Here is a 20,124-nt window from a genome sequence, read left to right as displayed (position 1 = left end):
TCGGTGCTCCGGATGGTGCTGAAGAGGGGCGCGGCGCCCCGGGACGGCGGATGCCGCTGCGCGAACATGCTGCACGTGCGAAGCGGATCCGGCGCATTTTGCATCGCGACAACGCGGTCGGGGGCATGGACGGGGACCACCGGGAGCGTCGGCCCGGCGCCGTGCTCCCGAGCCAAGACAATGGATTTGCAAGATTTTTCCAGCGTCCACCCGGCTGTCGCAAGCGTCATCAGCCGCCCTCTCATATTGTGTCGACAAAATTGTCGACGTTTGCAGTGCAATAATGCAGATACTTTTGTTGACAGAAGTGTCGAATGTAACTTTCATGGCGTCAAGACGCTTCTGGAAATGGGGGGCTGCGTGGGGAAGGCGCGTGACGGTCGCACGGCAGCGGAAATCGCCTTGATCCTCAGGGAGAGGATTTCCGGCCATCAACTGCCGCCGGGCAGCAAGCTGCAGGAAGTGGAACTGGCGGAGGAGTTCGCCGTCTCCCGCTCCTGCATCCGCGAGGTGCTCGGCTTCCTCGAGCAGCGCCGCCTGATCCGCCGGGAGCCCAATCGCGGCGCCGTCGTGGTGCGGCTCGAGGTGGGGCAGGTGTTCGCGCTCTACGAGGTGCGCGAGATGCTCGAAGGGCTGTGCGCCCGTCTTGCCGCCGAGAAGGCGGAGCCCGCGTCCTGGCAGGACCTGATCGAGATCTTCGACGGCCCGATGGAGCGCTATGTGGAGGATGCGGACGTGAGCGCCTTCGTCACCGAGCTCGATGCCTTTCGCCGGCGCCTTGTGGCTGCTGCCGCGAACCCGGTGCTGAGCGACGCGCTCGATTCCATCCGCGATCAGACCAAGGTCATCATCCGCCGCATCATCGTGCTGCCGGGCCGCATGGCCACGGGTCTCCAGGAGCACAGGGCGACCCTCGCCGCGCTGCGCGCCGGCGACCCGGACGAGGCGGAGCGCTGCGCCCGCGCCAACATCCGCAGCGCCAAGTCCTTCCTCAAGCGGTTCGAGGCCTACGTGCTGTGAGCGATCCCCGCACCTCCCCCGACAGCCGCGGCGCCGCGGCCGGCCCGCTCGAAGGCATGAAGGTGCTGGAGCTCGGCTCCACCGTCGCCGGCCCATTCTGCGGGCGCCTTCTGGCCGATTTCGGCGCCGAGGTGGTGAAGGTGGAGCCGCCCGAGGGCGACGTGGTGCGCACCATGGGCAAGATGGTGGAGGGCAAGTCCCTCTATGCCGCCAGCATCTTCCGCAACAAGCGCCTGCTCAGCCTCGACATGCGCACCGAGGAGGGCCGCGCTTTGGTGCGCCAGATGGCGGCGCGCTGCGACGTGCTGGTGGAGAATTTCCGCCCCGGCTCCCTGGAGAAGTGGGGCATGGGCTACGACGTTCTGAGCGCCGCCAATCCCGGCCTGGTGCTGGTGCGCATCAGCGGGTTTGGGCAGACCGGGCCCTACAGCACAAGGCCGGGCTACGGCGTGATCGGAGAGGCGGTGAGCGGCATGCGCCACATCACCGGCGATCCGGACCGCCCGCCGGCGCGGGTCTCGGTCTCGCTCACGGACTACATCACGGGCCTTTATGCCGCCTTCGGCGCCACCATGGCGCTGCTTGCCCGCACCCGCACCGGGCGCGGGCAGGTGGTGGATGCGGCGCTCTCGGAATGCGCCTTCTCCTTCATGGAGCCGCACGTTCCAGCCTACGACAAGCTCGGCCATGTGGCCGGGCGCACCGGCTCGGCGTTGCCGGGCAGCGTGCCGAACAACCTCTATCCCACCGCCGACGACAGCTTCGTCCACATCACCGCCATGGGCGACGCGGTGTTCGCGCGCTTGTGCTCGGCCATGGGGCGGGAAGACCTCGCCGCCGACCCGCGCTTCGCCAGGGCCAAGGAACGGGTCGGCAATGTCGACGCGCTCGACGCCATCATCTGCGACTGGACCGCGCGCCTGCCGCGCGCGGAGTTGGAGGCGCTGCTGGTCGCCGCCGCCGTGCCGGCGACCCGCATCTTCACCATGGCCGACATCTTCGCCGACCCGCACTACGCCGCCCGCGGCATGCTGGTGAAGGCGCCGAGCGCGGAGTTCGGCGAGGTGGTCATTCCCGGCATCGCGCCGGTGCTGTCGCAGAGCAAGGGCGCCGTGCGCCATGCCGGGCGGCGCATCGGCCAGGATACCCGCGCCGTGCTCGCCGACTGGCTCGGCACCGACGGGGCGGAACTCGACGCGCTCGAACAGGCGGGCGTGATTCACACGGATATAGCGGCGCGCAGCGCGGCCAGGGGGGAGCGGATCTCGGCATGACCACCATGAAGGAAGCCCAGCTCTGCGAATTCGACGCCCGCAAGGCCCAGGCCCTCGGCATGGGCGGCGAGGCCAAGCTCGCGGCGCGGCGCGAGAAGGGCCTGCTCGACGCCCGCGAACGCGTCGACCACCTGCTCGATCCCGGCACGTTCGTCGAGAGCGGCCTGTTCGGCACCTCCATCATGGCCGAGGAGCGCGCCCGCACCCCGGCGGACGGCAAGATCGCCGGCTACGGCAAGATCGCCGGGCGCCAGGTGGCGGTGATCTCCAACGACTTCACCGTCAAGGGTGCCTCCTCCAGCGCGGTGAACGGCCGCAAGATCGGCCACATGAAGCGCACCGCCACGGCGCGCGGCATGCCGATCGTGTTCCTCGGCGAATCCTCCGGCGCCCGGATGCCGGACACCATGGGCGCCGCCGGCATGGGCACCATGCTCGGCAACGACCCGACCCAGTACCAGCGCATGCGCGAGACCCCCTGGGCCTCCGCCGTGCTCGGCCACTGCTTCGGCTCGTCCTCCTGGTATGCGTGCCTGTCGGACTTCAACGTGATGCGCAAGGGCGCGGTGCTCGCGGTGTCGAGCCCGCTCCTCGTGTCGAAGGCGGTGAACGAGACCATCGATCCGGAAGAGCTGGGCGGCTGGCGCCTGCATGCGGAGACGACCGGCCTCGTCGACCTCGTGGTGGACACCGACCAGCAGGCCCTCGACGCGGTGAAGACCTTCCTGTCCTACATGCCCGCCCACCACCGCCAGGCGCCGCCGCGCGCGCCGGTTCCGGAAGGCTCCGGCGCCGACATGGGCCGCATCCTCGATCTGATGCCGGAGAAGCGCACCCAGGTCTACGACATGCGCAAGATCGTGCGCACCATCGTCGACACGGACAGCTTCTTCGAGCTGAAGGCGCGCTTCGGCAGGGCGCTGCTCACCGGGCTCGCGCGCATCGACGGGCGCACCGTGGCGATCATCGCCAACAACCCGCTCCACAAGGGCGGCGCCATGGACGTGGACGCCTGCGAGAAGGGCACGAGCCTGCTCGTGATGGCCGACAGCTTCAACATCCCAGTGGTGATCCTCGTCGACACCCCCGGCTTCATCATCGGCAAGGAGGCGGAGCAGCGCCGCGCGCCGGGCAAGATCATGAACTTCATGAACGCGCTCGCTTTGTGCTCGGTGCCGAAGCTCTCGGTCGTGGTGCGCAAGAGCTACGGGCAGGCCTATCTCAACATGGGCGGCGGGCGGAACTCGGACGAGATGGCGGTGTGGCCCACCGCCGAGATTTCCTTCATGGAGCCCGCCTTCGCCGCCGCGGTGGTCACCGGCGCCGAGGCCGGGGACCCCGCTTACGACGCGGCGCTCGCCAAGATGCAGCGCGAGACCAGCGTCTGGGACATCGCCTCGATCTATGCCGCCCAGGCGGTGGTGCGGCCCGACGAGACCCGCGACTGGCTGGTGCAGATGCTGGAGGCGCACGAGCTGCGCCTGACGGGCGGGGTGGGCCAGCACCTCATGCGCGCCTGGCCCACGAGCTTCTGAAGGAGGACGCCCATGTTCGAGAGCATCCTCATCGCCAACCGGGGCGCCGTGGCGGCGCGCATCGTGCGCGCCTGCAAGGCGCTCGGCGTGCGGTCCATCTGCATCTACTCGGAGGCCGACGCCGCCTCTCCCTTCCTGAAGGACGCCGACGAGGCGCACGAGATCGGCCCCGGCCCGGCGCCGCAATCCTATCTCGACCAGGAGAAGGTGCTGGCGCTGGCCGAGCGGGTGGGGGCGCGCGCCATCCATCCCGGCTACGGCTTCCTCTCCGAGAATGCCGACTTCGCCGAGAAGGTGATCGCCCGCGGACTGGCCTTCGTCGGACCCGCGCCGCGCTTCATCCGCGCCATGGGCCACAAGACCCGCGCCCGCGACCTTGCGGCGGAGCACGGGCTTCCGGTGGCACCGGGCACCCAGCTCGTGAGCGAGAGTTTGGACGACCTCCTCGCCGCCGCCCGTTCCATCGGCTACCCGCTGATGGTCAAGCCCGCGGGCGGGGGCGGCGGCATCGGCATGCTGCCCGTGCACGACGAGAGCCAGCTCGCGGCGGCGGTGGAGCGCTCGCGCTCCATGGCCCAGCGCGGCTTCGCCAATGCCGAGATCTATCTCGAGAAGCTCATGCGCACCCCGCGCCACATCGAGTTCCAGGTGGTGGGCGACCGCGCCGGCAACGTGCGCCACGTGTTCGAGCGCGACTGCTCGGCCCAGCGCCGCAACCAGAAGATCATCGAGGAGGCGGTCGCCCCCGGCGTGCCGCGCGCCGTGATCGAGGCGCTGGGCGAGAAGATCGCGACCGTGCTCACCGAGATCGGCTACGACAATATCGGCACCGTCGAGATGCTGATGGACGCCGACGGCACCTTCTCGTTCCTGGAGATGAACACCCGCCTCCAGGTGGAGCACGGCGTGACCGAGGAAGTGACCGGCATCGACCTCGTCGTGAGCCAGATCCGCCTCGCCGCCGGCGAGCCCATCGATGCCGTGCTGCCCGTGCCGCCCCAGGTGAGCGGCCATGCGGTGCAGGCGCGCGTCTACGCCGAGGACCCCAAGCGCTTCCTGCCCTCGCCCGGAACGCTCCAGGTCTTCCGCCCGCCGTCGGGCGTGCGCGTCGAGACCGGCTATGGCGAGGGCTGCAAGATCTCCACCTTCTACGACCCGCTGGTGGCCAAGGTGATCGCCCACGGCGCCACCCGCGAGGAAGCCACCGCGCGCCTGTCCGCCGCCCTCGACGGCTTCGTCATCGAAGGCGTCAAGACCAACATTCCCGCGCTCCAGTCGATCCTGAGGTCGCAGGCCTTCCGTGACGGGCTGGTGCACACGGGGCTCGTCGCGGAAGTCATGGCGGCATGAAATATTTTCACAGTGATCACGAAACTGCGAAGCGTGAGAGGCAATGATGAGCCGTCAGGAAATAAAATCTGAAATTACCGGCACTGTCTGGAAGATTTTGACACAACCAGGACAGGACGTCGCCGAAGGCGACACCTTGATGATTCTTGAGTCCATGAAGATGGAAATTCCTGTTATCGTCGAAGATGGCGGCGTGGTCTCACAGATTACCGTGGCCGAAGGAGAGGCAATCCAAGAGGGTCAGGTGGTGGCTATCGTCGAGACCTGACCAACCCAGCAGCCGCGCACCGGAAAACCGGGCGCTCGATGGAGGGAGGATCCAGTGCTGGCACACGCTCCGGAAGGACAGACGAACGCGGCGTTCGCTTACGCCAGGGTGGACGGGATGCAGAAGGATCGGGAGACGCCGGTCCTCAGCGTCGAGGGCGTCACCCTCCAATACAAAACCAAGGACCATCTCGTCACCGCGACCTACCAGGTCGGCTTCGAGGTGCACCAGGCGGACCGCTTCGTGCTGCTCGGGCCGTCCGGCTGCGGGAAATCGACCCTGCTCAAGGGCATCGCCGGCTTCATGAAGCCGGTGGAGGGCGAGATCAGGCTCGACGGCAAGGTGGTCGACCGCCCCGGCCCCGACCGCATGATGGTGTTCCAGGAGTTCGACCAGCTCCTGCCGTGGAAGACGGTGCTCGAGAACGTGATGTTCCCGATGCTGGTGTCGCATCGCTGGGGCCACAAGGAAGCGCGCGAGCGCGCGCTCGCCGCCATCTCCAAGGTCAACCTGACCAAATTCCGCGACGTGCACCCGCACATGCTCTCCGGCGGCATGAAGCAGCGCGTGGCGATCGCCCGCGCCATGGCCATGGAGCCCAAGATCCTGCTCATGGACGAGCCGTTCGCCGCGCTCGATGCGCTCACCCGCCGCAAGATGCAGGAGGAACTGCTGCTCCTGTGGGACGACCTGCGCTTCACCGTGGTGTTCGTCACCCATTCCATTGAGGAAGCGATCATCGTCGGCTCGCGCATCCTCGTGCTCTCGCCCCATCCCGGCCAGGTGCGCGCCGAGCTGAACGCCCACGAATTCACCCATGCCCACCAGGGCGGCACCGAGTTCCAGTCGCTGCAGCTGCGCATCCACGAAATGCTGTTCGCCGAGGATTTCGAGCCCGAAGTCGCGGAGGTGCGTCATGGCTGACGTTTCGATGTCCGGAGGCGCCGGCACGGCCGGCCGCCGCGTTCCCCCGGTGCGCCCCGAGCGCGCCGCCGATCGCCGCCAGCTCGGCTATGTGGGCGCCGTGGAGCGGCCGCTCTCCCTGTGGGAGCGGCTCTACGGCTATGCCTGGCTGCGGCGGCTGTTCATCCTCGTGGTGCTCGCGGTCGCCTGGGAGCTTTATGCGCGCTGGATCAACAACCCGCTGATGCTGCCCTCCTTCTCGGAGGTGGTGGGCGCGCTCTACGAGGAGACCGTCCGCGGCCCGCTGATCGACCGCACCTTCACGACCATCCAGGTGCTGCTGATCGGCTACGGTGTCGGCCTGACGTTGGCGGCGGTGCTGACCACGCTCGCGGTGTCGACCCGGCTCGGCAACGACGTGCTGTCGACGCTGACCGCCATGTTCAATCCGCTGCCCGCCATCGCGCTGCTGCCGCTGGCGCTGCTGTGGTTCGGCCTCGGCATCCCGAGCCTCGTCTTCGTGATCGTGCATTCGGTGGTGTGGGCGGTGGCGCTCAACACCCATACCGGCTTCATGTCGGTGTCCCAGACCCAGCGCATGGCGGGGCAGAATTACGGTCTGCGGGGCGTCCGCTACGTGATCCTGCTGCTGATCCCGGCCGCCTTTCCTTCGATCCTCGCCGGCCTGAAGATCGGCTGGGCCTTCGCCTGGCGCACGCTGATCGCGGCCGAGCTGGTGTTCGGCGTCTCCTCCCGCTCGGGAGGCCTTGGCTGGTACATCTTCGAGAACCGGAACCAGCTGCTCACCGCCAATGTCTTCGCCGGCCTGCTGATGGTCATCATCATCGGCCTGCTGGTCGAGAGCGTGATCTTCCGCACCATAGAGAAGCGCACCGTCCAGAAGTGGGGCATGCAGAACTAGCGTCTGCAGGCCGGCAACAAGCGGGAGGACGACAATGACCCAGATGAACGGCGGCGCCGCGATCGTCGAGGCGCTCCGGGCGGCCGGGGTGACGCATGTCTTCGGCCTGCTCGGCTCCTCCACCATGGAGCTCTACGACGCGCTCTATGATGCCCCCGACATCACCTATGTGGGGGTGCGCGACGAGCGCTCGGGCACCCACATGGCCGACGCCTATGCCCGCGTCAGCGGCCGGCCCGGCGTGATCCTCGCCGGCCAGGCGGGGCCGGGCGCCACCAACCTCGTCACCGGCCTCGCCCAGGCCATGCATGCTTTCTCGCCCGTGGTGGCCATTGCCGGCACGGTCTCGACCGACCATGTGGGGCGGGCCGCCTTCCAGGAGGTGGACCAGCAGGCGCTGTTCACCCCGGTCACCAAGCGCACGGTGAGCGTGCCGCGCGGCGAGCGGCTGCCGGAATTCGTCAAGGAGGCGTTCCGTGTGGCTTTGGCCGAGCGGCGCGGGCCGGTGGTGCTCAACATTCCGCGCGACATGTTCGCCCAGCAGATGGACGTCGAGCCGCAGCCGCTGGAACGCTTTCCGGTGACCTTCGCCGGCACCACCAATCCGGCCGAGGTGGCGCAGGTGGCGCGGCTGCTGCGCGGCGCCCGCGCCCCCGTGATCCTCGCCGGGGCGGGGGTCAAGAAGAACGGCGCCTGGCGGGCGGTGGCCCGGCTCGCCGAGCGGCTGCAGATTCCGGTCGCGCTCGCCGCCGGTCACGGCGACGCGCTGCCCAACGATCAACCCTGCGTGCTCGGCCAGGTGGGCCCGCGCGGCAATCCGGTGGCGAGCCGGGCGACCCGCGAGGCGGACGTGATCCTGGCCCTCGGCGCGCGGCTCGGCTTCAACACCACCTTCTTCACCTACAACGACATTTCCCGCGATGCCCGCATCGTCCAGGTGGACGTGTCGGCCGACTATGTCAGCCGCTATTTCCCCACCGACGTGGGGTTCGTCGGCGATCCCGGCGCGGTGGCGGAGGGGCTCGACATCGAACTGGCCGACCTCTCCCCGCCCGCCGGCTGGCGCGAGCGGATGGCCGGTCTTGCGGACGCCCGCGACGAGCTGTGGCGCGCGCGCGAGGAGGCCGGCCGCGCCGAGCGCACACCCTATTCGGCCGAGCGGGTGTTCGCCGAACTGCGCCGCGCCATGCCGCGCGACGCCATCGTCACGCTCGATGCCGGCACCATGTGCCTGCAGGCCACCGACCAGCTGCGCTATTACACGGTGCCGAGCCTCATCACCCCGCTCGACTTCGGCCTGGTGGGCTTCTCCTACGCCGCCGGGCTCGGCGCCAAGGCGGCGGCGCCGGAGCGGCCCGTGGTCTCGCTCATGGGCGACGGCGGCTTCGCCATGAACATGGCGGAGATCACCACTGCCGTGGAGGCGCACCTGCCCACCGTCTGCGTGGTGCTCGACAATGGCTGCTGGGGCGCCGAGAAGGCCTATCAGCGCGACTTCTACAATGGCCGCTACATCGGCGCCGACATCACGAGCCCGCCTTACGACAAGGTGGCGGAGCTGTGCGGCGCCAATGGCTACCGCGCCGAGAAGCCGGGCGAACTGTCCGCCGCGTTGGAGGCCGCGCTTGCCAGCGGCCGCCCGTCCGTCATCCACGCCAAGGTGGACGCCAACGCCATCGTCTCGTTCCGACGCGACGCCTTCAAGCACCGCGGCGCGGCGGCGGCCGCCACGGCCTGACGACGAAGCCAAGAACCAGAAGCCAAAGCCAAGAAGTCAATAATCATCGACGAAGATCAATAAAGACGGGAGGACACCATGGAGGAACCGGACTTCCTCGTGCACCACAAGGGCGACACGCTCGGCGTCGTCGTCGTGGAGGGGGTCAAAGCGGGCCAGACCCTGCGCGGCTGGGTGATGGACGCGGACGAGACGATCGAGGTGAAGGTGCTGGTCGACATTCCGCTCGGCCACAAGATCGCGCTCGCCGCGATCGGCGACGGCCAGAACGTGATCGAGTACGGCAACAATGTCGGCAAGGCCGTCGAGGTCATCCCGGTGGGCGGCTACGTCCATTTCCACAACATCAAGAGCAACAGGTGGTGACGATGGCCCGCGATTACTTCTACGGCTACCGGCGCGAGAACGGCCGCGTCGGCGTGCGCAACCACGTGCTCATCCTGCCGGTGGACGACATCTCCAACGCCTGCTGCGAGGGCGTCGAGCGCCTGGTCTTCGGCACCATGGCGCTGCCCCATTCCTACGGCCGGCTGCAATATGGCGAGGACCTCGACCTGCACTTCCGCACCATCATCGGCTGCGGCGCCAACCCCAACGTCGCCGCCGTGGTGGTGATCGGCATCGAGCCGGGCTGGACCGAGAAGGTGGTGGAGGGCATCGCCAAGACCGGCAAGCCGGTGGCGGGCTTCCACATCGAGGGCCGCGGCGAGCTCGCGACCATCGCCGCCGCCTCCAAGGCCGCCCAGGACTTCGTGAAGTGGGCGACCGAGCAGCAGCGGGTGAAGGCCGGCATCGACGAATTGTGGGTCGCCACCAAATGCGGCGAGAGCGACACCACGTCCGGCCTCGGCTCGTGCCCCACGGTGGGCAACCTGTTCGACAAGTTCGACGCCAAGGGCGCCACCCAGTGCTTCGGCGAGACCACCGAGATCACCGGCGGCGAGCATTTGTGCGCCTCGCGCGCGGCGTCCCCCGAAGTCGCCGCCAAGTTCATGAAGGTGTTCCAGGACTACCAGGACGAGGTGACGCGCTTCAAGGTGGACGACCTGCTCGACAGCCAGCCCTCCAAGGGCAACAAAGCGGGCGGGCTCTCCACCATCGAGGAGAAGGCGTTCGGCAACCTGGAGAAGATCGGCCGGAACTGCCGCTACATCGACGTGCTCGCCCCGGCCGAGGCGCCCGCCAAGGGGCCCGGCCTCTATTACATGGACACCTCCAGCGCGGCGGCCGAGTGCCTCACCGTGCAGGCGGCCACCGGCTTCGTGGTGCACCTGTTCCCGACCGGGCAGGGCAACGTGGTGGGCAATCCCATCATGCCGGTGGTGAAGCTGACCGCCAATCCGCACACGGCGCGCACCATGCCCGAGCACATCGACCTCGACGTCTCGGACCTGCTCAAGCGGCGCATGAACATCGACCAGGCCGGGGAGGCTCTGATCGACATGACGCTGCGCACCTGCGACGGCCGCTACACCTGCTCGGAGACGCTGCGCCACCGGGAATTCTCGATGACGAAGCTCTATCGCAGCGCGTGACCGGCGGCGCCGGGCGCGCCCAACGCCAATCGCCCGGCGCCGTCCAAACATGGGAACGAGACCGCGAAAATGCGGCTGTTCGGAAGGGAGAAACGCACATGAAGCCAATTATTTCCAATACCTTGCGCCATCTCGCCGGGGCCGCGGCGGGCGCCGTCGCCCTCCTCGCGCTCGCCGGCCCGGCGAGCGCCCAGCTGACCGAGATCCGGTTCGCCAAGGGGTTCGGCATCCCCTATCTGCCGATCACAGTGATGCAGCAGCAGCAGCTGGTGGAGAAGCAGGTGGCCGCCGCCGGCCTCGGCCCGGTGAAAGGCGTCTACATGCAGCTTGCGAGCGGCGCGGCGATGACCGAGGCGCTGCTGTCCGGCAACCTCGATTTCGCCACGGGCGGGCCCGGCCCCTTGCTCACGGTGTGGGACCGCACCAAGGGCAACCTCAACATCAAGGGGATCGCCGCGGTCTCCTCGATCCCGGTCTATCTCAACACCATCAATCCCAACGTGAAGACCATCGCCGACTTCACGGACAAGGACCGCATCGCGGTGCCGACCGTGGGCGTGTCCACCCAGGCGGTGACGCTGCAGATCGCGGCGGAGAAGCTGTTCGGCAAGGGCAAGCACGCCCAGCTGGACAAGTTCACCGTGTCGGTGGCGCCCCCGGACGCCCACAACGCCATGATGAGCGGCGGCACCGAGATCACCGCCAACTTCACCAGCCCGCCCTTCATGTATCTCCAGGTGAAGGACGGCAAGGCGCGGCGCATCCTCACCTCCTACGACGTGATGGGCGGGGCGACCAGCTTCATCCTCATGTGGACGACGGAGAAGTTCTACAAGACCTATCCCAAATACTTCGAGGCGGTGCTGGCGGCGCTGGAGGAGGCGAACGCCTTCATCAAGGCCAATCCGCGCCAGGCGGCGGAGATCTTCATCGCCGCCGAGAAGTCGAAGCTGCCGCTCGACTTCGTCGAGGAGATGATCAAGGACCCGGACGTGATCTTCACCTCCTCGCCGCAGAACCTGATGGTCTATGCGGAGTTCATGCAGCGCAACGGCGCCATCAAGAACAAGGCGGAGAACTGGAAGACGCTGTTCTTCCCGCCGGTCCATACAAGGTCCGGATCCTGAGGACGCGTCCCGAGCTGGAGCCAAGGCCGATGAAGAAGTCCTATCCAACGGAACCGCTCGCGCACTGGCTCGGGACCGTCTTCGCCGCCCTCGGCGTGGAGCGCGCGCTCGCCGACCGCTCGGCGCGGGCGATCGTGCGCACCAACGCGCGGGGCATCGACACCCACGGGGTCGCCCGCGTGCTGATCTACGTGGACAAGCTGATGGCGGGCGAGCTGAACCCGGCCGCCGAGGTCCGCTTCGAGGACCGGAACGGCATCCTCCACGTGCATGCGGACGGGGCGCTGGGCCAGGGCGCCGGCCTCATGGCGGTGGACGCCGCGGCGGCGCGCGCGCGCGAGACCGGCGCGGTGGTCGCCATCCTCCACGATGTCGGCCATCTCGGCGCGCTCGGCCTCTATGTGCTGGAGGCGGCGGACCAGGGCATGCTCGCCTTCATGGTGCAGTCCACCCCGCCGGTGATGGCGCTGCCGGGCTCGCGCGGCGCCGCCATCGGCAACAATCCCATCGCCTTCGCGAGCCCAGTGGACGGCGGCGCGCCGCTGGTCTTCGACATGGCGACGAGCGGCGTCGCGCGCGGCAACGTGGTGATGGCGGCGCGCGCCGGCCGGGCGATCCCCGAAGGCTGGGCGATCGATGCCGAGGGCAATCCCACCACCGACGCGCAGGCGGCGCTGCGCGGCGCCATGCTGCCGGTGGCGGGCCACAAGGGCATCGGCCTCGCCATGCTGGTGGAATGCTTCGCGGGCTCGCTCTCCGGCGCCAAGCCGCCGCCCATGGCGGCCACCGGCGGCAGCGCGCCGAGCCGGGTCGGCGCCTTCCTCATGCTGGTGAACCCCGCGCTCGCCGCCGGGCCGGGCGCCTATGGCGCCCACCTGACCGAATGGATGGAGACCTACAAGGCCGCCTCGGGCGATCAGGGCCGCTATCCCGGCGAGCGCGCCTTCGGGCTGGAGGCCGAGCGCGGCCGCACCGGCATTCCCCTGCCGCCTGAGACCGTCGCCGACCTCGTGCGTGCGGGCGAAAAGGCAGGCGTGCCGTTCGACGTCGCGCCGCTGAAGGGAGAGAGGGTGCCGTGAAGGAGGATCGCTCCTACGTGACCGACGCCGCGTGCGACTTCATCGTGGTGGGCGCCGGCTCGGCCGGGTGCGCGCTGGCCGGCCGGCTCGCGCAGAGCGGGCGTCACACGGTGGTCCTGCTGGAGGCCGGCGGCCCGGACGACAGCATCTGGATCCACATGCCGCTCGGCATCGGCAAGCTGCTCCAGGACGAGCGCTATATGTGGAAGTTCCAGACCGAGCCGGAGCCGGAACTCCACGGACAGTCCATGTACTGGCCGCGCGGCAAGGTGCTCGGCGGGTCGAGCGCGGTCAACGGCATGGTCTATGCCTGGGGCGAGGCGGGCGAATATGACGGCTGGCGCGAACGGGGCCTTGCCGGCTGGGGCTTTTCGGACCTCCTGCCCTATTTCCGGCGCATGGAGAATTTCGGCCGCGCGAGCGCGGCGCGGCGCGGCCACGACGGCCCGGTGCGCATCACCGACCGCGGCGTCTTCGACCCCGATCCGCTGTCCGACGCCTTCCGCGACGCCTGCGTCGCCGCCGGCATTCCGCCCGTGGGCGACTACAATAGCGGCGCGCCGGAAGGGGTGAGCTATCTGCAGCAGACCGTGTGGCGCGGCCGGCGCTGGACCTCGGCCACCGCCTATCTGCGCGATGCCCGCAGGCGCCCGAACTTCCGCCAGGAAACCCGCGCGCCGGTCTCGCGCGTGCTGTTCGAGGGCACGCGCGCGGTGGGGGTCGAATATCGCAAGGGCGGCGTGGTCCATCGCCTGCCGTGCCGCGGCGAGGTGATCCTGTGCGCCGGGGCGGTGCAGTCGCCGCAATTGCTGGAGCTTTCCGGGATCGGCGGCGCCGCGCGCATCGCCGGGCTCGGCCTCCCGGTGGTGGCGGATGTGCCGGGCGTGGGCGAGGACCTGCAGGATCACCTGCAGGTGCGGCTCAGCTATGAGTGCCGGCTGCCGCTCACCATCAACGACGTGATCCGCAGCCGCGCCCGCGCCGCGCTCGAAGGGCTGCGCTATCTCATCACCCGCCGGGGGCTGCTGTCCTCCACCTCCTCCTCGGTCCATGCCATCGCCCGCACCCGGCCCGAGTTGACGCGGCCGGACGTGAAGATCCAGATCGCGCTGATCAGCGGCAAGGACCGCTACTCGCGCTCGGCGGACCTCGGCATCGATCCCTTCCCCGGCTTCTCGCTGGGCGTGTTCAAATTGCACCCGGCCTCGCGCGGCTCCATCCATGCGGTCTCGCCGGACCCGCTGGCGCCGCCGCGCATCGTCGCCGGCTATCTCTCCGATCCCTCGGACCTTCCCACCTATCTGGACGGCATCGCCCTCATCCGCCGCATCGCCGCGGCAAGGCCGCTCGCGGACCTGATCGTCGCCGAGCGCCGGCCGGGGCCCGAGGTGGCGCGCGAGGACGCCATCGTCGACTATATCCGCCGCACCGGGCAGACCTCGTGGCACCCCATCAGCACCTGCCGCATGGGCGTGGATGCCGGCGCGGTGGTGGACGCGCGGCTGAAGGTGCGCGCGGTCGAGGGCCTGCGCGTCGCCGACTGCTCGGTGATGCCCACCATGGCGTCCTCCAACACCAATGCGCCGGCCATGATGATCGGCGAGAAGGCGGCCGACCTCGTGCTCGAGGATGCCGCCCGTCGCTCCAACACCTGAGGGAAGGAAACCGCGATGCCGAGAGCCATCGTCCTCGACCCCGCCGACAATGTCGCGACCCTGATCGATCCCGGCCGGACCGGCGAAGCGGTCGCCCTCGGCGGCCAGCGTTCCGGCGCCGTGAGCCTCGTCGCCGACGTGCCGTTCGGCCACAAGATCGCGCTCGCCGACATCGCGGCCGGCACCGACATCCTGAAATACGGCCAGGTGATCGGCCGCGCCACCGCCGCCATTCCGGCGGGCGCGCATGTCCATGTGCACAATGTGGAGGCGCTCAGGGCGCGCGGCGACGTGAGCGGGAGGGCGGCATGAGCGGCGCGACCTTCCTCGGCTATGGCCGCCCGGACGGCGCGGTGGGCGTGCGCAACCACGTGGCCGTCGTCTCGGTGATGGACAATTGCAACCCGGTCACCCGCAGGGTGGCCGAGGCGGTCTATGGCACCATTCCAGTGACGACGCTGTTCGTGCGCGGCCAGCTCGGGCGCGACCTCGACATCACGCTCGACACGCTGGCCGGCCTTGCCCGCAACCCGAACGTCGCCGCCGTGCTCCTGATCGGCCTCGAAGCGGCGATGACGGAGGCGCTGGCAAAGCGCATCCGGCCCTGCGGCAAGACGGTGGCGGCGGTGGTGATCCAGGAGGTCGGCGGCACCATCAACGCCGTCGCCGAGGCCACCCGCGCCGCCGCGCGGCTGGTGCGGGAAGCCTCGCGCCAGCGCCGGGCGCCGTTTGCGCTGTCGAAGCTCGTCATCGGCGTCGAGTGCGGCGGGTCGGACACGACCTCGGGCCTGGCCTCGAACCCGTCCATCGGCGTCGTCGCCGACCGGCTGGTCGGCGAGGGGGGCACCGTCATCATCTCGGAGACCTCGGAATTCTTCGGCGCCGAGCACCTGTTCGCCGAGCGCGCCCGCGACGCCCGGGTCAAGGCCGAGTTCCTCGAGGCGGTGCAGGGCTTCGAGCGGGAGATCATGGCCCACGGCATCGATCTGCGCGGCTCCAACCCGACCCCGGACAACATCCTCGGCGGCCTCACCACCATCGAGGAGAAGGCGCTCGGCGCCATGGCCAAGGCCGGCAAGTCGCCGCTCAACGGGGTGCTCGCTTATGGCGAGGCGCCGCGGGAAAAGGGCCTCAACTTCATGGCGACGCCGGCCCCGGCGGTGGAATCCCTCACCGCGCTGGCCGCCGGGGGATGCCAGATCTGCCTGTTCTCCACCGGCGTCGGCAATCCCATCGGCTCCATGGTGTCCACCACCATCAAGGTCTCGGGCAATCGCAACACCATCGATGCCTTTGCGGACAATGTGGATTTCGACGTCACCGGGGTGCTCGAGCGGGGCGAGCCGCTCATGGAGGCGGGCGGCCGGCTCGCCGACTACATGGTCTCGGTGGCCTCCGGCGAACTGACCTCCAGCGAGATCCTCGACGTGCGCGAGACCTGCATCAGCCGCTTCCTGCCCTCCATGTAAGCCGGGCCAAAGCCATGGAATCGCAGGAAAAGGGCGAGGAGATCGGGATCGTCGGCGTCGGCGCGATCGGCCTGCGCATGGCGCGGCGGCTGATGGCGCATGGCCACGGGGTGACGGTCTTCGACCGCGGCGCTGCGGCGCTGGAGACGGCGGCGGCAGCGGGCGCGTCCATCGCCGCCTCGCCGGCCGCGGTGGCGCGGGCGGCGCGCATCGTCATCACCTGCGTCACCGACGCCGGCGACGTGGAGGAGGTGGTGGCCGGACCGAGCGGCCTTGGGGACGCGCCCGTTGGCCTGCTGGTGATCGAGACCACCACCTCGCTGCCGTCCGTCACCCGCCGGCTTGGCGCCCTCCTCGAAGCGCGCGGCGGGGCAATGGTGGATGCGCCGGTGAGCCGGGGCGTTCCCGCGGCGGAGGCGGGCACGCTCTCGATCATGCTCGGCGGCGCCGCGCGGGACACGGACCGGGCGGAGCCGGTGCTGCGGCTGCTCGGCACCGACATCGTCCGCACCGGCGCGCTGGGCTCGGGCCACGCCGCCAAGTCGCTGAACATGTTCGCTATGGGTGTCAACCTGGTCGCGGTCTCGGCGCTGGTGGGTCTTGGCCGGCGGGCAGGGGGCCGGGCGGGCGACCTCGTTGCCGCGCTCGAAGCCGGCCCCGGCGGCTCGTTCATGACCGCCAGCCACTATCCGAAATACGTCCTCTCCGGCACGCTCGCCTCCACCTTCACGCTCGGTTTGATGCGCAAGGACATCGCCATCGCCGCCGCGCTGGCGCGCGACGCCGGGGTGGCGGCGCCGCTCTGCGCCGAGGTGCTCGCGCTCTACGACGCGCTGTGCGCGGAAGGCCTCGCCGGGGCCGACAACACCCTCGTCTTCCGCCGCGTGGAGGATGCCACCGCCGCAGCGTCCGGCCGCACCGCCATGGGTGCCGAGCGCCTCGGCTTCGCGCTCGCCGCGGTCACGCTCGCCGGGCTGCTGGAGGCGTTCGCGGTGGCGCGGGCGGCGGGGCTCGCGCCGCTCGCCCTCGCGCTTGTGCTGGCGGCGAGCTCCGGCGGATCGCGGATGGGCAGCCGCGTCGCCTTGCCGGCGCTCCGGGGCGAGGCGGCGTCGCTGCGGCTCGCGCCTGGCGCGCTGGTCGCGGCGCTCGATCAGGCGCGGGCGGCGCTCGCCGGGCCGGCCGCCGAGCCGGTCGGCGAGCTTCTGGCCGCGGCGGCGCGCACCCTCGCCGCGGCGCCCGGCATGGACGGAAGCGATGCGGGGGCGGCCGTCGCGGCGCTCGCCGCGCGGGAGGTGGCAGCCGCATGCTAGCGCGTCCGCCGATCCGCCCTCATCGGCTTGCGCCCGCGTCCAGCAGGAAGCGAAAACCTGTCTTTCATCAGATATTTGACGATCGAGTGATCTGATCGGCGCCCGCCCGCCTTCGCGTTGCCGGAGCGCCGCCTCCCGGCGCGGAACGAGCCCATGGACACCCTAGCCGCCAGCCTGCCGCTCATCGCCTCGGCCTATGCCCTCGGCGGGTTCGTGAAAGGCGTGATCGGCATCGGCATGCCGCTCATCATCGTGCCGATCCTGTCTTTGACCATGCCGGTGCCGAGCGCCATCGCCCTCGTCAGCATCCCGGTGCTGGTGAGCAATCTCGTGCAGGTGGCCGAGCTGAAGACCGTGCTGCCGGCGCTCGGGCGCTTCCGCTGGCTGCTCATCGCCCTCGTGCCCGGGGCGGTGATCGGCGCCTCGCTGCTGATGAGCCTCGACCAGCACCAGCTCTATCTGGTGCTCGGGGCGGCGCTGCTGATCTTCTCGCTGGTCGGGCTGGTGCCGGTGCCGGAGGGGCGCTTCGCCGTCAACGAGCGTCTGTGGAACCCGCTGGCCGGCTTCGGCATCGGTGTCGTCGGCGGCCTGTCCTCGTTCCCGGGGCCGCCGCTGGTGCTCTATTTCATGTGGCTCCGGGTGGACAAGGACGTCTTCGTCGGCACCAGCGCCTCGGTCTATTTCCTCACCGGCGTGCCGCTGATGGTGACGCTGGTGGCGCACGGCGCGCTTGGCTGGCGCGAGGCACTGATCTCGACGCTGGGGCTGGTCCCGCTGCTCGCCGGCATGCGCCTCGGCACCGTCATGCGCAACCGCCTCTCCCAGGCCACCTTCCGCAAGATCATGCTGGCCGCCGTGGCGATGATCGCGCTGGAGCTGCTGCGGCGCGGGGCGATGTGAGGGGCGCGCGGTGCTCTACATGGCCACCCTCTCGGCCATCCGCTGCAACGCCGTGCTCAAGGCCTTCCACGCCCGCCTGCGCGCAAGCGGCAAGCCGCCAAAGCTCGCCATCACCGCCGCCATGCGAAAGCTCATCACCATCCTAAACGCCATGCTCCGATCCAAAACCCCATGGAGGACCGCTTGACAACACAGTCGCTCCCCACAAAGGGGAGGGGAGCCCATCCCCCGCCGCTCCCGGCGGGTCGGAGCGCAAGCCCGGTTGCTCAGGGGGCGATCTCGATCACCACGCGGCCGCGGATCTTGCCCTCGATGATCTCCGTGCCCTTGGCGATCACCGCGTCGAGCGGCACCGTGGTGGTCATCGCCGCGAGCTTGGCGTGGTCGAGGTCGCGGGCGAGGCGTTGCCATGCCTCCAGGCGGCGGGCCTTGGGCGCCATCACGGAATCGACGCCGAGCAGCGACACGCCGCGCAGGATGAAGGGCGCGACCGAGGTGGGCAGGTCCATGCCGCCGGCGAGGCCGCATGCGGCGATGGCGCCGCCGTAGCGCGTCATGGAGAGCAGGTTGGCGAGCGTGGTGCTGCCGACGCAGTCGACGCCCGCCGCCCAGCGCTCCTTGGCGAGCGGCCGGCCGGGCGCGGCCAATTCCTGGCGGGCGATGACCTCGGCGGCGCCGAGGCCCTTGAGATAGTCCGCCTCCTGCTCGCGCCCGGTGGCGGCGATGACGTGCCAGCCGGCGCCCGCGAGCAGGGAGGTGGCGACCGAGCCGACGCCGCCGGCCGCGCCCGTGACCACCGCCGGCCCGTTGGCAGGCGTGAGGCCATAGCGCTCCAGCGCCATCACGCACAGCATGGCGGTGTAGCCGGCGGTGCCGATGGCCATGGCCTGGGCCGGGCTGAGGCCGTCGGGCAAAGGGATGAGCCAGTCGGACTTGACGCGGCTCTTCTCGGCATAGGCGCCGAGATGGGTCTCGCCGGTGCCCCAGCCGTTGAGCAGCACCTTGTCGCCGGGCTTGAAGGCGTCGGCGTCGGAGCGCTCCACCACGCCGGCGAAGTCGATGCCGGGGATCATGGGGAAGCGGCGCACCACCGGCGCCTTGCCGGTCAGAGCGAGGCCGTCCTTGTAGTTGAGGGTCGAGTGGGTCACGCGGACGGTGACGTCGCCCTCCATCAGCTCGGCCTCGTCGAACGTCTTCAGCGCGACGGCCTGCCCGGCTTCGGTCTTCTCCACAACAATGGCCCGCATGGTGCCTCCTTGGGTGTTTGCCGGTTGGTTGCGGCCTTGTCTCAGGCCTCGCGCGGCTGCCCGGGGGGCGTTACGGCCTGCCGCCGGCTCATCGGCGGACCAGGGCGAAAAAGCCCTCGGCAAAGGCGCGCAGGGGGGCGTTGGAGCGCTCGAGCTTGGCCCGCAGCACCGCGCCTTCCCAGCCGATCCAGAAGAAGGCGGCGAGCTGGTCGGGATCGTGGCTCCGGCCGATCTCGCCGGCTGCCTGCGCGGCCCTGAGGCAGGCGGCGGTGCGCGCCTGCCAGTCGGCGAACACGTCGTTGAGGCGCTGGCGGAAGCTCTCCGGCAGCGCGCCCATCTCCTGGCCCAGATTGCCCACCAGGCAGCCGCGCCGGAAATCGTGCCGCGCTATGGCCTCTTCCGCCGCGCGGGTGAACGCCTCCAGCCGCAGGAGGGGGGAACGCCCGGCATCGGCGAAGAAGCGGTCGAGCCGGCCGGCGAAATAGCCGGCATACTGGTCGATCAGCTCGGCGCCGAACGCCTCCTTGCTCTTGAAGTAGTGGTAGAACGAGCCCTTCGGCACGCCGACGCCGCTCAGGACCTCGTCGATGCCGGTGGCCGAGAAGCCCTTCTCCGTGAGCGCCACGAGGCCGGCCCGCACCAGCGCCTCGCGGGTTTCGCTCGGGGCGTCGAGCGCCTTGGGCGGGCGACCGCGCTTGCGCGGCTGGGGGGTGGCGGCATCCATGGCGAGAAATTAGACCGATCGTCTATTTAATTCAAGCGGGCACTGCATGCTGCGGCGTCCGGATCAAG

Annotated in this window: 19 protein-coding genes and 1 pseudogene; 18 read left to right on the top strand and 2 right to left on the bottom strand. The window is 69.7% G+C overall.

The window, feature by feature from the left end; all coding sequences use genetic code 11:
• The first annotated feature begins 12 nt into the window (after positions 1–12).
• The 18 genes and pseudogenes from ABLE88_RS04225 to ABLE88_RS04140 form a co-directional block, all read left to right on the top strand.
• Positions 13–1,020, top strand: coding sequence for a GntR family transcriptional regulator (locus ABLE88_RS04225; RefSeq protein WP_348830208.1), 1,008 nt, complete (start codon positions 13–15; stop codon positions 1,018–1,020).
• Positions 1,017–2,294, top strand: coding sequence for a CaiB/BaiF CoA transferase family protein (locus tag ABLE88_RS04220; RefSeq protein ID WP_348830207.1), 1,278 nt, complete (start codon positions 1,017–1,019; stop codon positions 2,292–2,294). The genes ABLE88_RS04225 and ABLE88_RS04220 overlap by 4 nt, the downstream gene beginning before the upstream one ends.
• Positions 2,291–3,829, top strand: coding sequence for an acyl-CoA carboxylase subunit beta (locus ABLE88_RS04215; protein ID WP_348830206.1), 1,539 nt, complete (start codon positions 2,291–2,293; stop codon positions 3,827–3,829). The genes ABLE88_RS04220 and ABLE88_RS04215 overlap by 4 nt, the downstream gene beginning before the upstream one ends.
• Positions 3,830–3,841: 12 nt before the next feature.
• Positions 3,842–5,179 (top strand): acetyl-CoA carboxylase biotin carboxylase subunit, encoded by a 1,338-nt coding sequence (locus tag ABLE88_RS04210; RefSeq protein WP_348830205.1) that lies wholly within the window; start codon positions 3,842–3,844, stop codon positions 5,177–5,179.
• A gap of 46 nt (positions 5,180–5,225) precedes the next feature.
• Entirely contained in the window at positions 5,226–5,447 is a 222-nt protein-coding gene (locus ABLE88_RS04205; protein WP_348830204.1) for a biotin/lipoyl-binding carrier protein, read from the top strand.
• A gap of 117 nt (positions 5,448–5,564) precedes the next feature.
• Positions 5,565–6,371 carry an ABC transporter ATP-binding protein gene (locus ABLE88_RS04200; protein ID WP_348831080.1) on the top strand — a complete coding sequence of 269 codons (807 nt, stop codon included), beginning with the start codon at positions 5,565–5,567 and terminating at the stop codon, positions 6,369–6,371.
• Positions 6,364–7,272 carry an ABC transporter permease gene (locus ABLE88_RS04195; protein ID WP_348830203.1) on the top strand — a complete coding sequence of 303 codons (909 nt, stop codon included), beginning with the start codon at positions 6,364–6,366 and terminating at the stop codon, positions 7,270–7,272. The genes ABLE88_RS04200 and ABLE88_RS04195 overlap by 8 nt, the downstream gene beginning before the upstream one ends.
• Positions 7,273–7,306: 34 nt before the next feature.
• Positions 7,307–9,010: a thiamine pyrophosphate-binding protein gene (locus ABLE88_RS04190; protein ID WP_348830202.1), complete on the top strand. Its 1,704-nt coding sequence runs from the start codon at positions 7,307–7,309 to the stop codon at positions 9,008–9,010.
• A gap of 78 nt (positions 9,011–9,088) precedes the next feature.
• Positions 9,089–9,376 carry a UxaA family hydrolase gene (locus ABLE88_RS04185; RefSeq protein ID WP_348830201.1) on the top strand — a complete coding sequence of 96 codons (288 nt, stop codon included), beginning with the start codon at positions 9,089–9,091 and terminating at the stop codon, positions 9,374–9,376.
• 2 nt (positions 9,377–9,378) lie between these two features.
• Complete coding sequence (locus ABLE88_RS04180; protein ID WP_348830200.1) at positions 9,379–10,545, top strand: UxaA family hydrolase; 1,167 nt, start codon at positions 9,379–9,381, stop codon at positions 10,543–10,545.
• A gap of 98 nt (positions 10,546–10,643) precedes the next feature.
• The gene (locus tag ABLE88_RS04175; RefSeq protein ID WP_348830199.1) at positions 10,644–11,672 is read left to right on the top strand and encodes an ABC transporter substrate-binding protein; all 1,029 of its coding nucleotides are present in this window, start codon (positions 10,644–10,646) and stop codon (positions 11,670–11,672) included.
• A 29-nt stretch (positions 11,673–11,701) separates the two neighbouring features.
• Entirely contained in the window at positions 11,702–12,751 is a 1,050-nt protein-coding gene (locus ABLE88_RS04170; RefSeq protein ID WP_348830198.1) for an Ldh family oxidoreductase, read from the top strand.
• Complete coding sequence (locus ABLE88_RS04165) at positions 12,748–14,406, top strand: GMC family oxidoreductase (RefSeq protein ID WP_348830197.1); 1,659 nt, start codon at positions 12,748–12,750, stop codon at positions 14,404–14,406. The genes ABLE88_RS04170 and ABLE88_RS04165 overlap by 4 nt, the downstream gene beginning before the upstream one ends.
• 15 nt (positions 14,407–14,421) lie before the next feature.
• A complete protein-coding gene (locus ABLE88_RS04160) occupies positions 14,422–14,718 on the top strand; it encodes a UxaA family hydrolase (RefSeq protein WP_348830196.1) in 297 nt (98 codons plus the stop codon).
• Complete coding sequence (locus ABLE88_RS04155; RefSeq protein ID WP_348830195.1) at positions 14,715–15,875, top strand: UxaA family hydrolase; 1,161 nt, start codon at positions 14,715–14,717, stop codon at positions 15,873–15,875. The genes ABLE88_RS04160 and ABLE88_RS04155 overlap by 4 nt, the downstream gene beginning before the upstream one ends.
• 14 nt (positions 15,876–15,889) lie before the next feature.
• Entirely contained in the window at positions 15,890–17,185 is a 1,296-nt protein-coding gene (locus tag ABLE88_RS04150) for an NAD(P)-dependent oxidoreductase (RefSeq protein WP_348830194.1), read from the top strand.
• A gap of 153 nt (positions 17,186–17,338) precedes the next feature.
• Entirely contained in the window at positions 17,339–18,085 is a 747-nt protein-coding gene (locus ABLE88_RS04145; protein ID WP_348830193.1) for a sulfite exporter TauE/SafE family protein, read from the top strand.
• Positions 18,075–18,272 (top strand): annotated as a pseudogene (locus ABLE88_RS04140) (IS110 family transposase); the annotation flags it as partial. The gene ABLE88_RS04145 and the pseudogene ABLE88_RS04140, both read left to right, overlap by 11 nt.
• A 79-nt stretch (positions 18,273–18,351) precedes the next feature.
• Here the strand turns inward: ABLE88_RS04140 and acuI are convergent.
• Positions 18,352–19,332: an acrylyl-CoA reductase (NADPH) gene (gene acuI, locus ABLE88_RS04135; RefSeq protein ID WP_348830192.1), complete on the bottom strand. Its 981-nt coding sequence runs from the start codon at positions 19,330–19,332 to the stop codon at positions 18,352–18,354.
• Positions 19,333–19,420: 88 nt separating this feature from the next.
• On the bottom strand, positions 19,421–20,056 hold the full coding sequence (acuR, locus tag ABLE88_RS04130) for an acrylate utilization transcriptional regulator AcuR (RefSeq protein WP_348830191.1): 636 nt from the start codon (positions 20,054–20,056) through the stop codon (positions 19,421–19,423).
• Between the last annotated feature and the right edge of the window lie 68 nt (positions 20,057–20,124).

The sequence above is a fragment of the Xanthobacter luteus genome, assembly GCF_040049235.1.
Lineage (GTDB): Bacteria > Pseudomonadota > Alphaproteobacteria > Rhizobiales > Xanthobacteraceae > Xanthobacter.
Note: the sequence above shows the minus strand (reverse complement) of the source record. Positions and strands in the feature narration are given on the sequence as shown.

Bases quoted from the DNA above. Each gene is read 5' to 3' on its own strand.
- ABLE88_RS04200 (WP_348831080.1), top strand. From the start codon at position 5,565: ATGCAGAAGGATCGGGAGACGCCGGTCCTCAGCGTCGAGGGCGTCACC.
- ABLE88_RS04195 (WP_348830203.1), top strand. From the start codon at position 6,364: ATGGCTGACGTTTCGATGTCCGGAGGCGCCGGCACGGCCGGCCGCCGC.
- acuI (WP_348830192.1), bottom strand. From the start codon at position 19,332: ATGCGGGCCATTGTTGTGGAGAAGACCGAAGCCGGGCAGGCCGTCGCG.
- ABLE88_RS04225 (WP_348830208.1), top strand. From the start codon at position 13: ATGGTGCTGAAGAGGGGCGCGGCGCCCCGGGACGGCGGATGCCGCTGC.
- ABLE88_RS04215 (WP_348830206.1), top strand. From the start codon at position 2,291: ATGACCACCATGAAGGAAGCCCAGCTCTGCGAATTCGACGCCCGCAAG.
- acuR (WP_348830191.1), bottom strand. From the start codon at position 20,056: ATGGATGCCGCCACCCCCCAGCCGCGCAAGCGCGGTCGCCCGCCCAAG.
- ABLE88_RS04185 (WP_348830201.1), top strand. From the start codon at position 9,089: ATGGAGGAACCGGACTTCCTCGTGCACCACAAGGGCGACACGCTCGGC.
- ABLE88_RS04150 (WP_348830194.1), top strand. From the start codon at position 15,890: ATGGAATCGCAGGAAAAGGGCGAGGAGATCGGGATCGTCGGCGTCGGC.
- ABLE88_RS04170 (WP_348830198.1), top strand. From the start codon at position 11,702: ATGAAGAAGTCCTATCCAACGGAACCGCTCGCGCACTGGCTCGGGACC.
- ABLE88_RS04175 (WP_348830199.1), top strand. From the start codon at position 10,644: ATGAAGCCAATTATTTCCAATACCTTGCGCCATCTCGCCGGGGCCGCG.
- ABLE88_RS04160 (WP_348830196.1), top strand. From the start codon at position 14,422: ATGCCGAGAGCCATCGTCCTCGACCCCGCCGACAATGTCGCGACCCTG.
- ABLE88_RS04145 (WP_348830193.1), top strand. From the start codon at position 17,339: ATGGACACCCTAGCCGCCAGCCTGCCGCTCATCGCCTCGGCCTATGCC.
- ABLE88_RS04155 (WP_348830195.1), top strand. From the start codon at position 14,715: ATGAGCGGCGCGACCTTCCTCGGCTATGGCCGCCCGGACGGCGCGGTG.
- ABLE88_RS04205 (WP_348830204.1), top strand. From the start codon at position 5,226: ATGAGCCGTCAGGAAATAAAATCTGAAATTACCGGCACTGTCTGGAAG.
- ABLE88_RS04190 (WP_348830202.1), top strand. From the start codon at position 7,307: ATGACCCAGATGAACGGCGGCGCCGCGATCGTCGAGGCGCTCCGGGCG.
- ABLE88_RS04210 (WP_348830205.1), top strand. From the start codon at position 3,842: ATGTTCGAGAGCATCCTCATCGCCAACCGGGGCGCCGTGGCGGCGCGC.
- ABLE88_RS04180 (WP_348830200.1), top strand. From the start codon at position 9,379: ATGGCCCGCGATTACTTCTACGGCTACCGGCGCGAGAACGGCCGCGTC.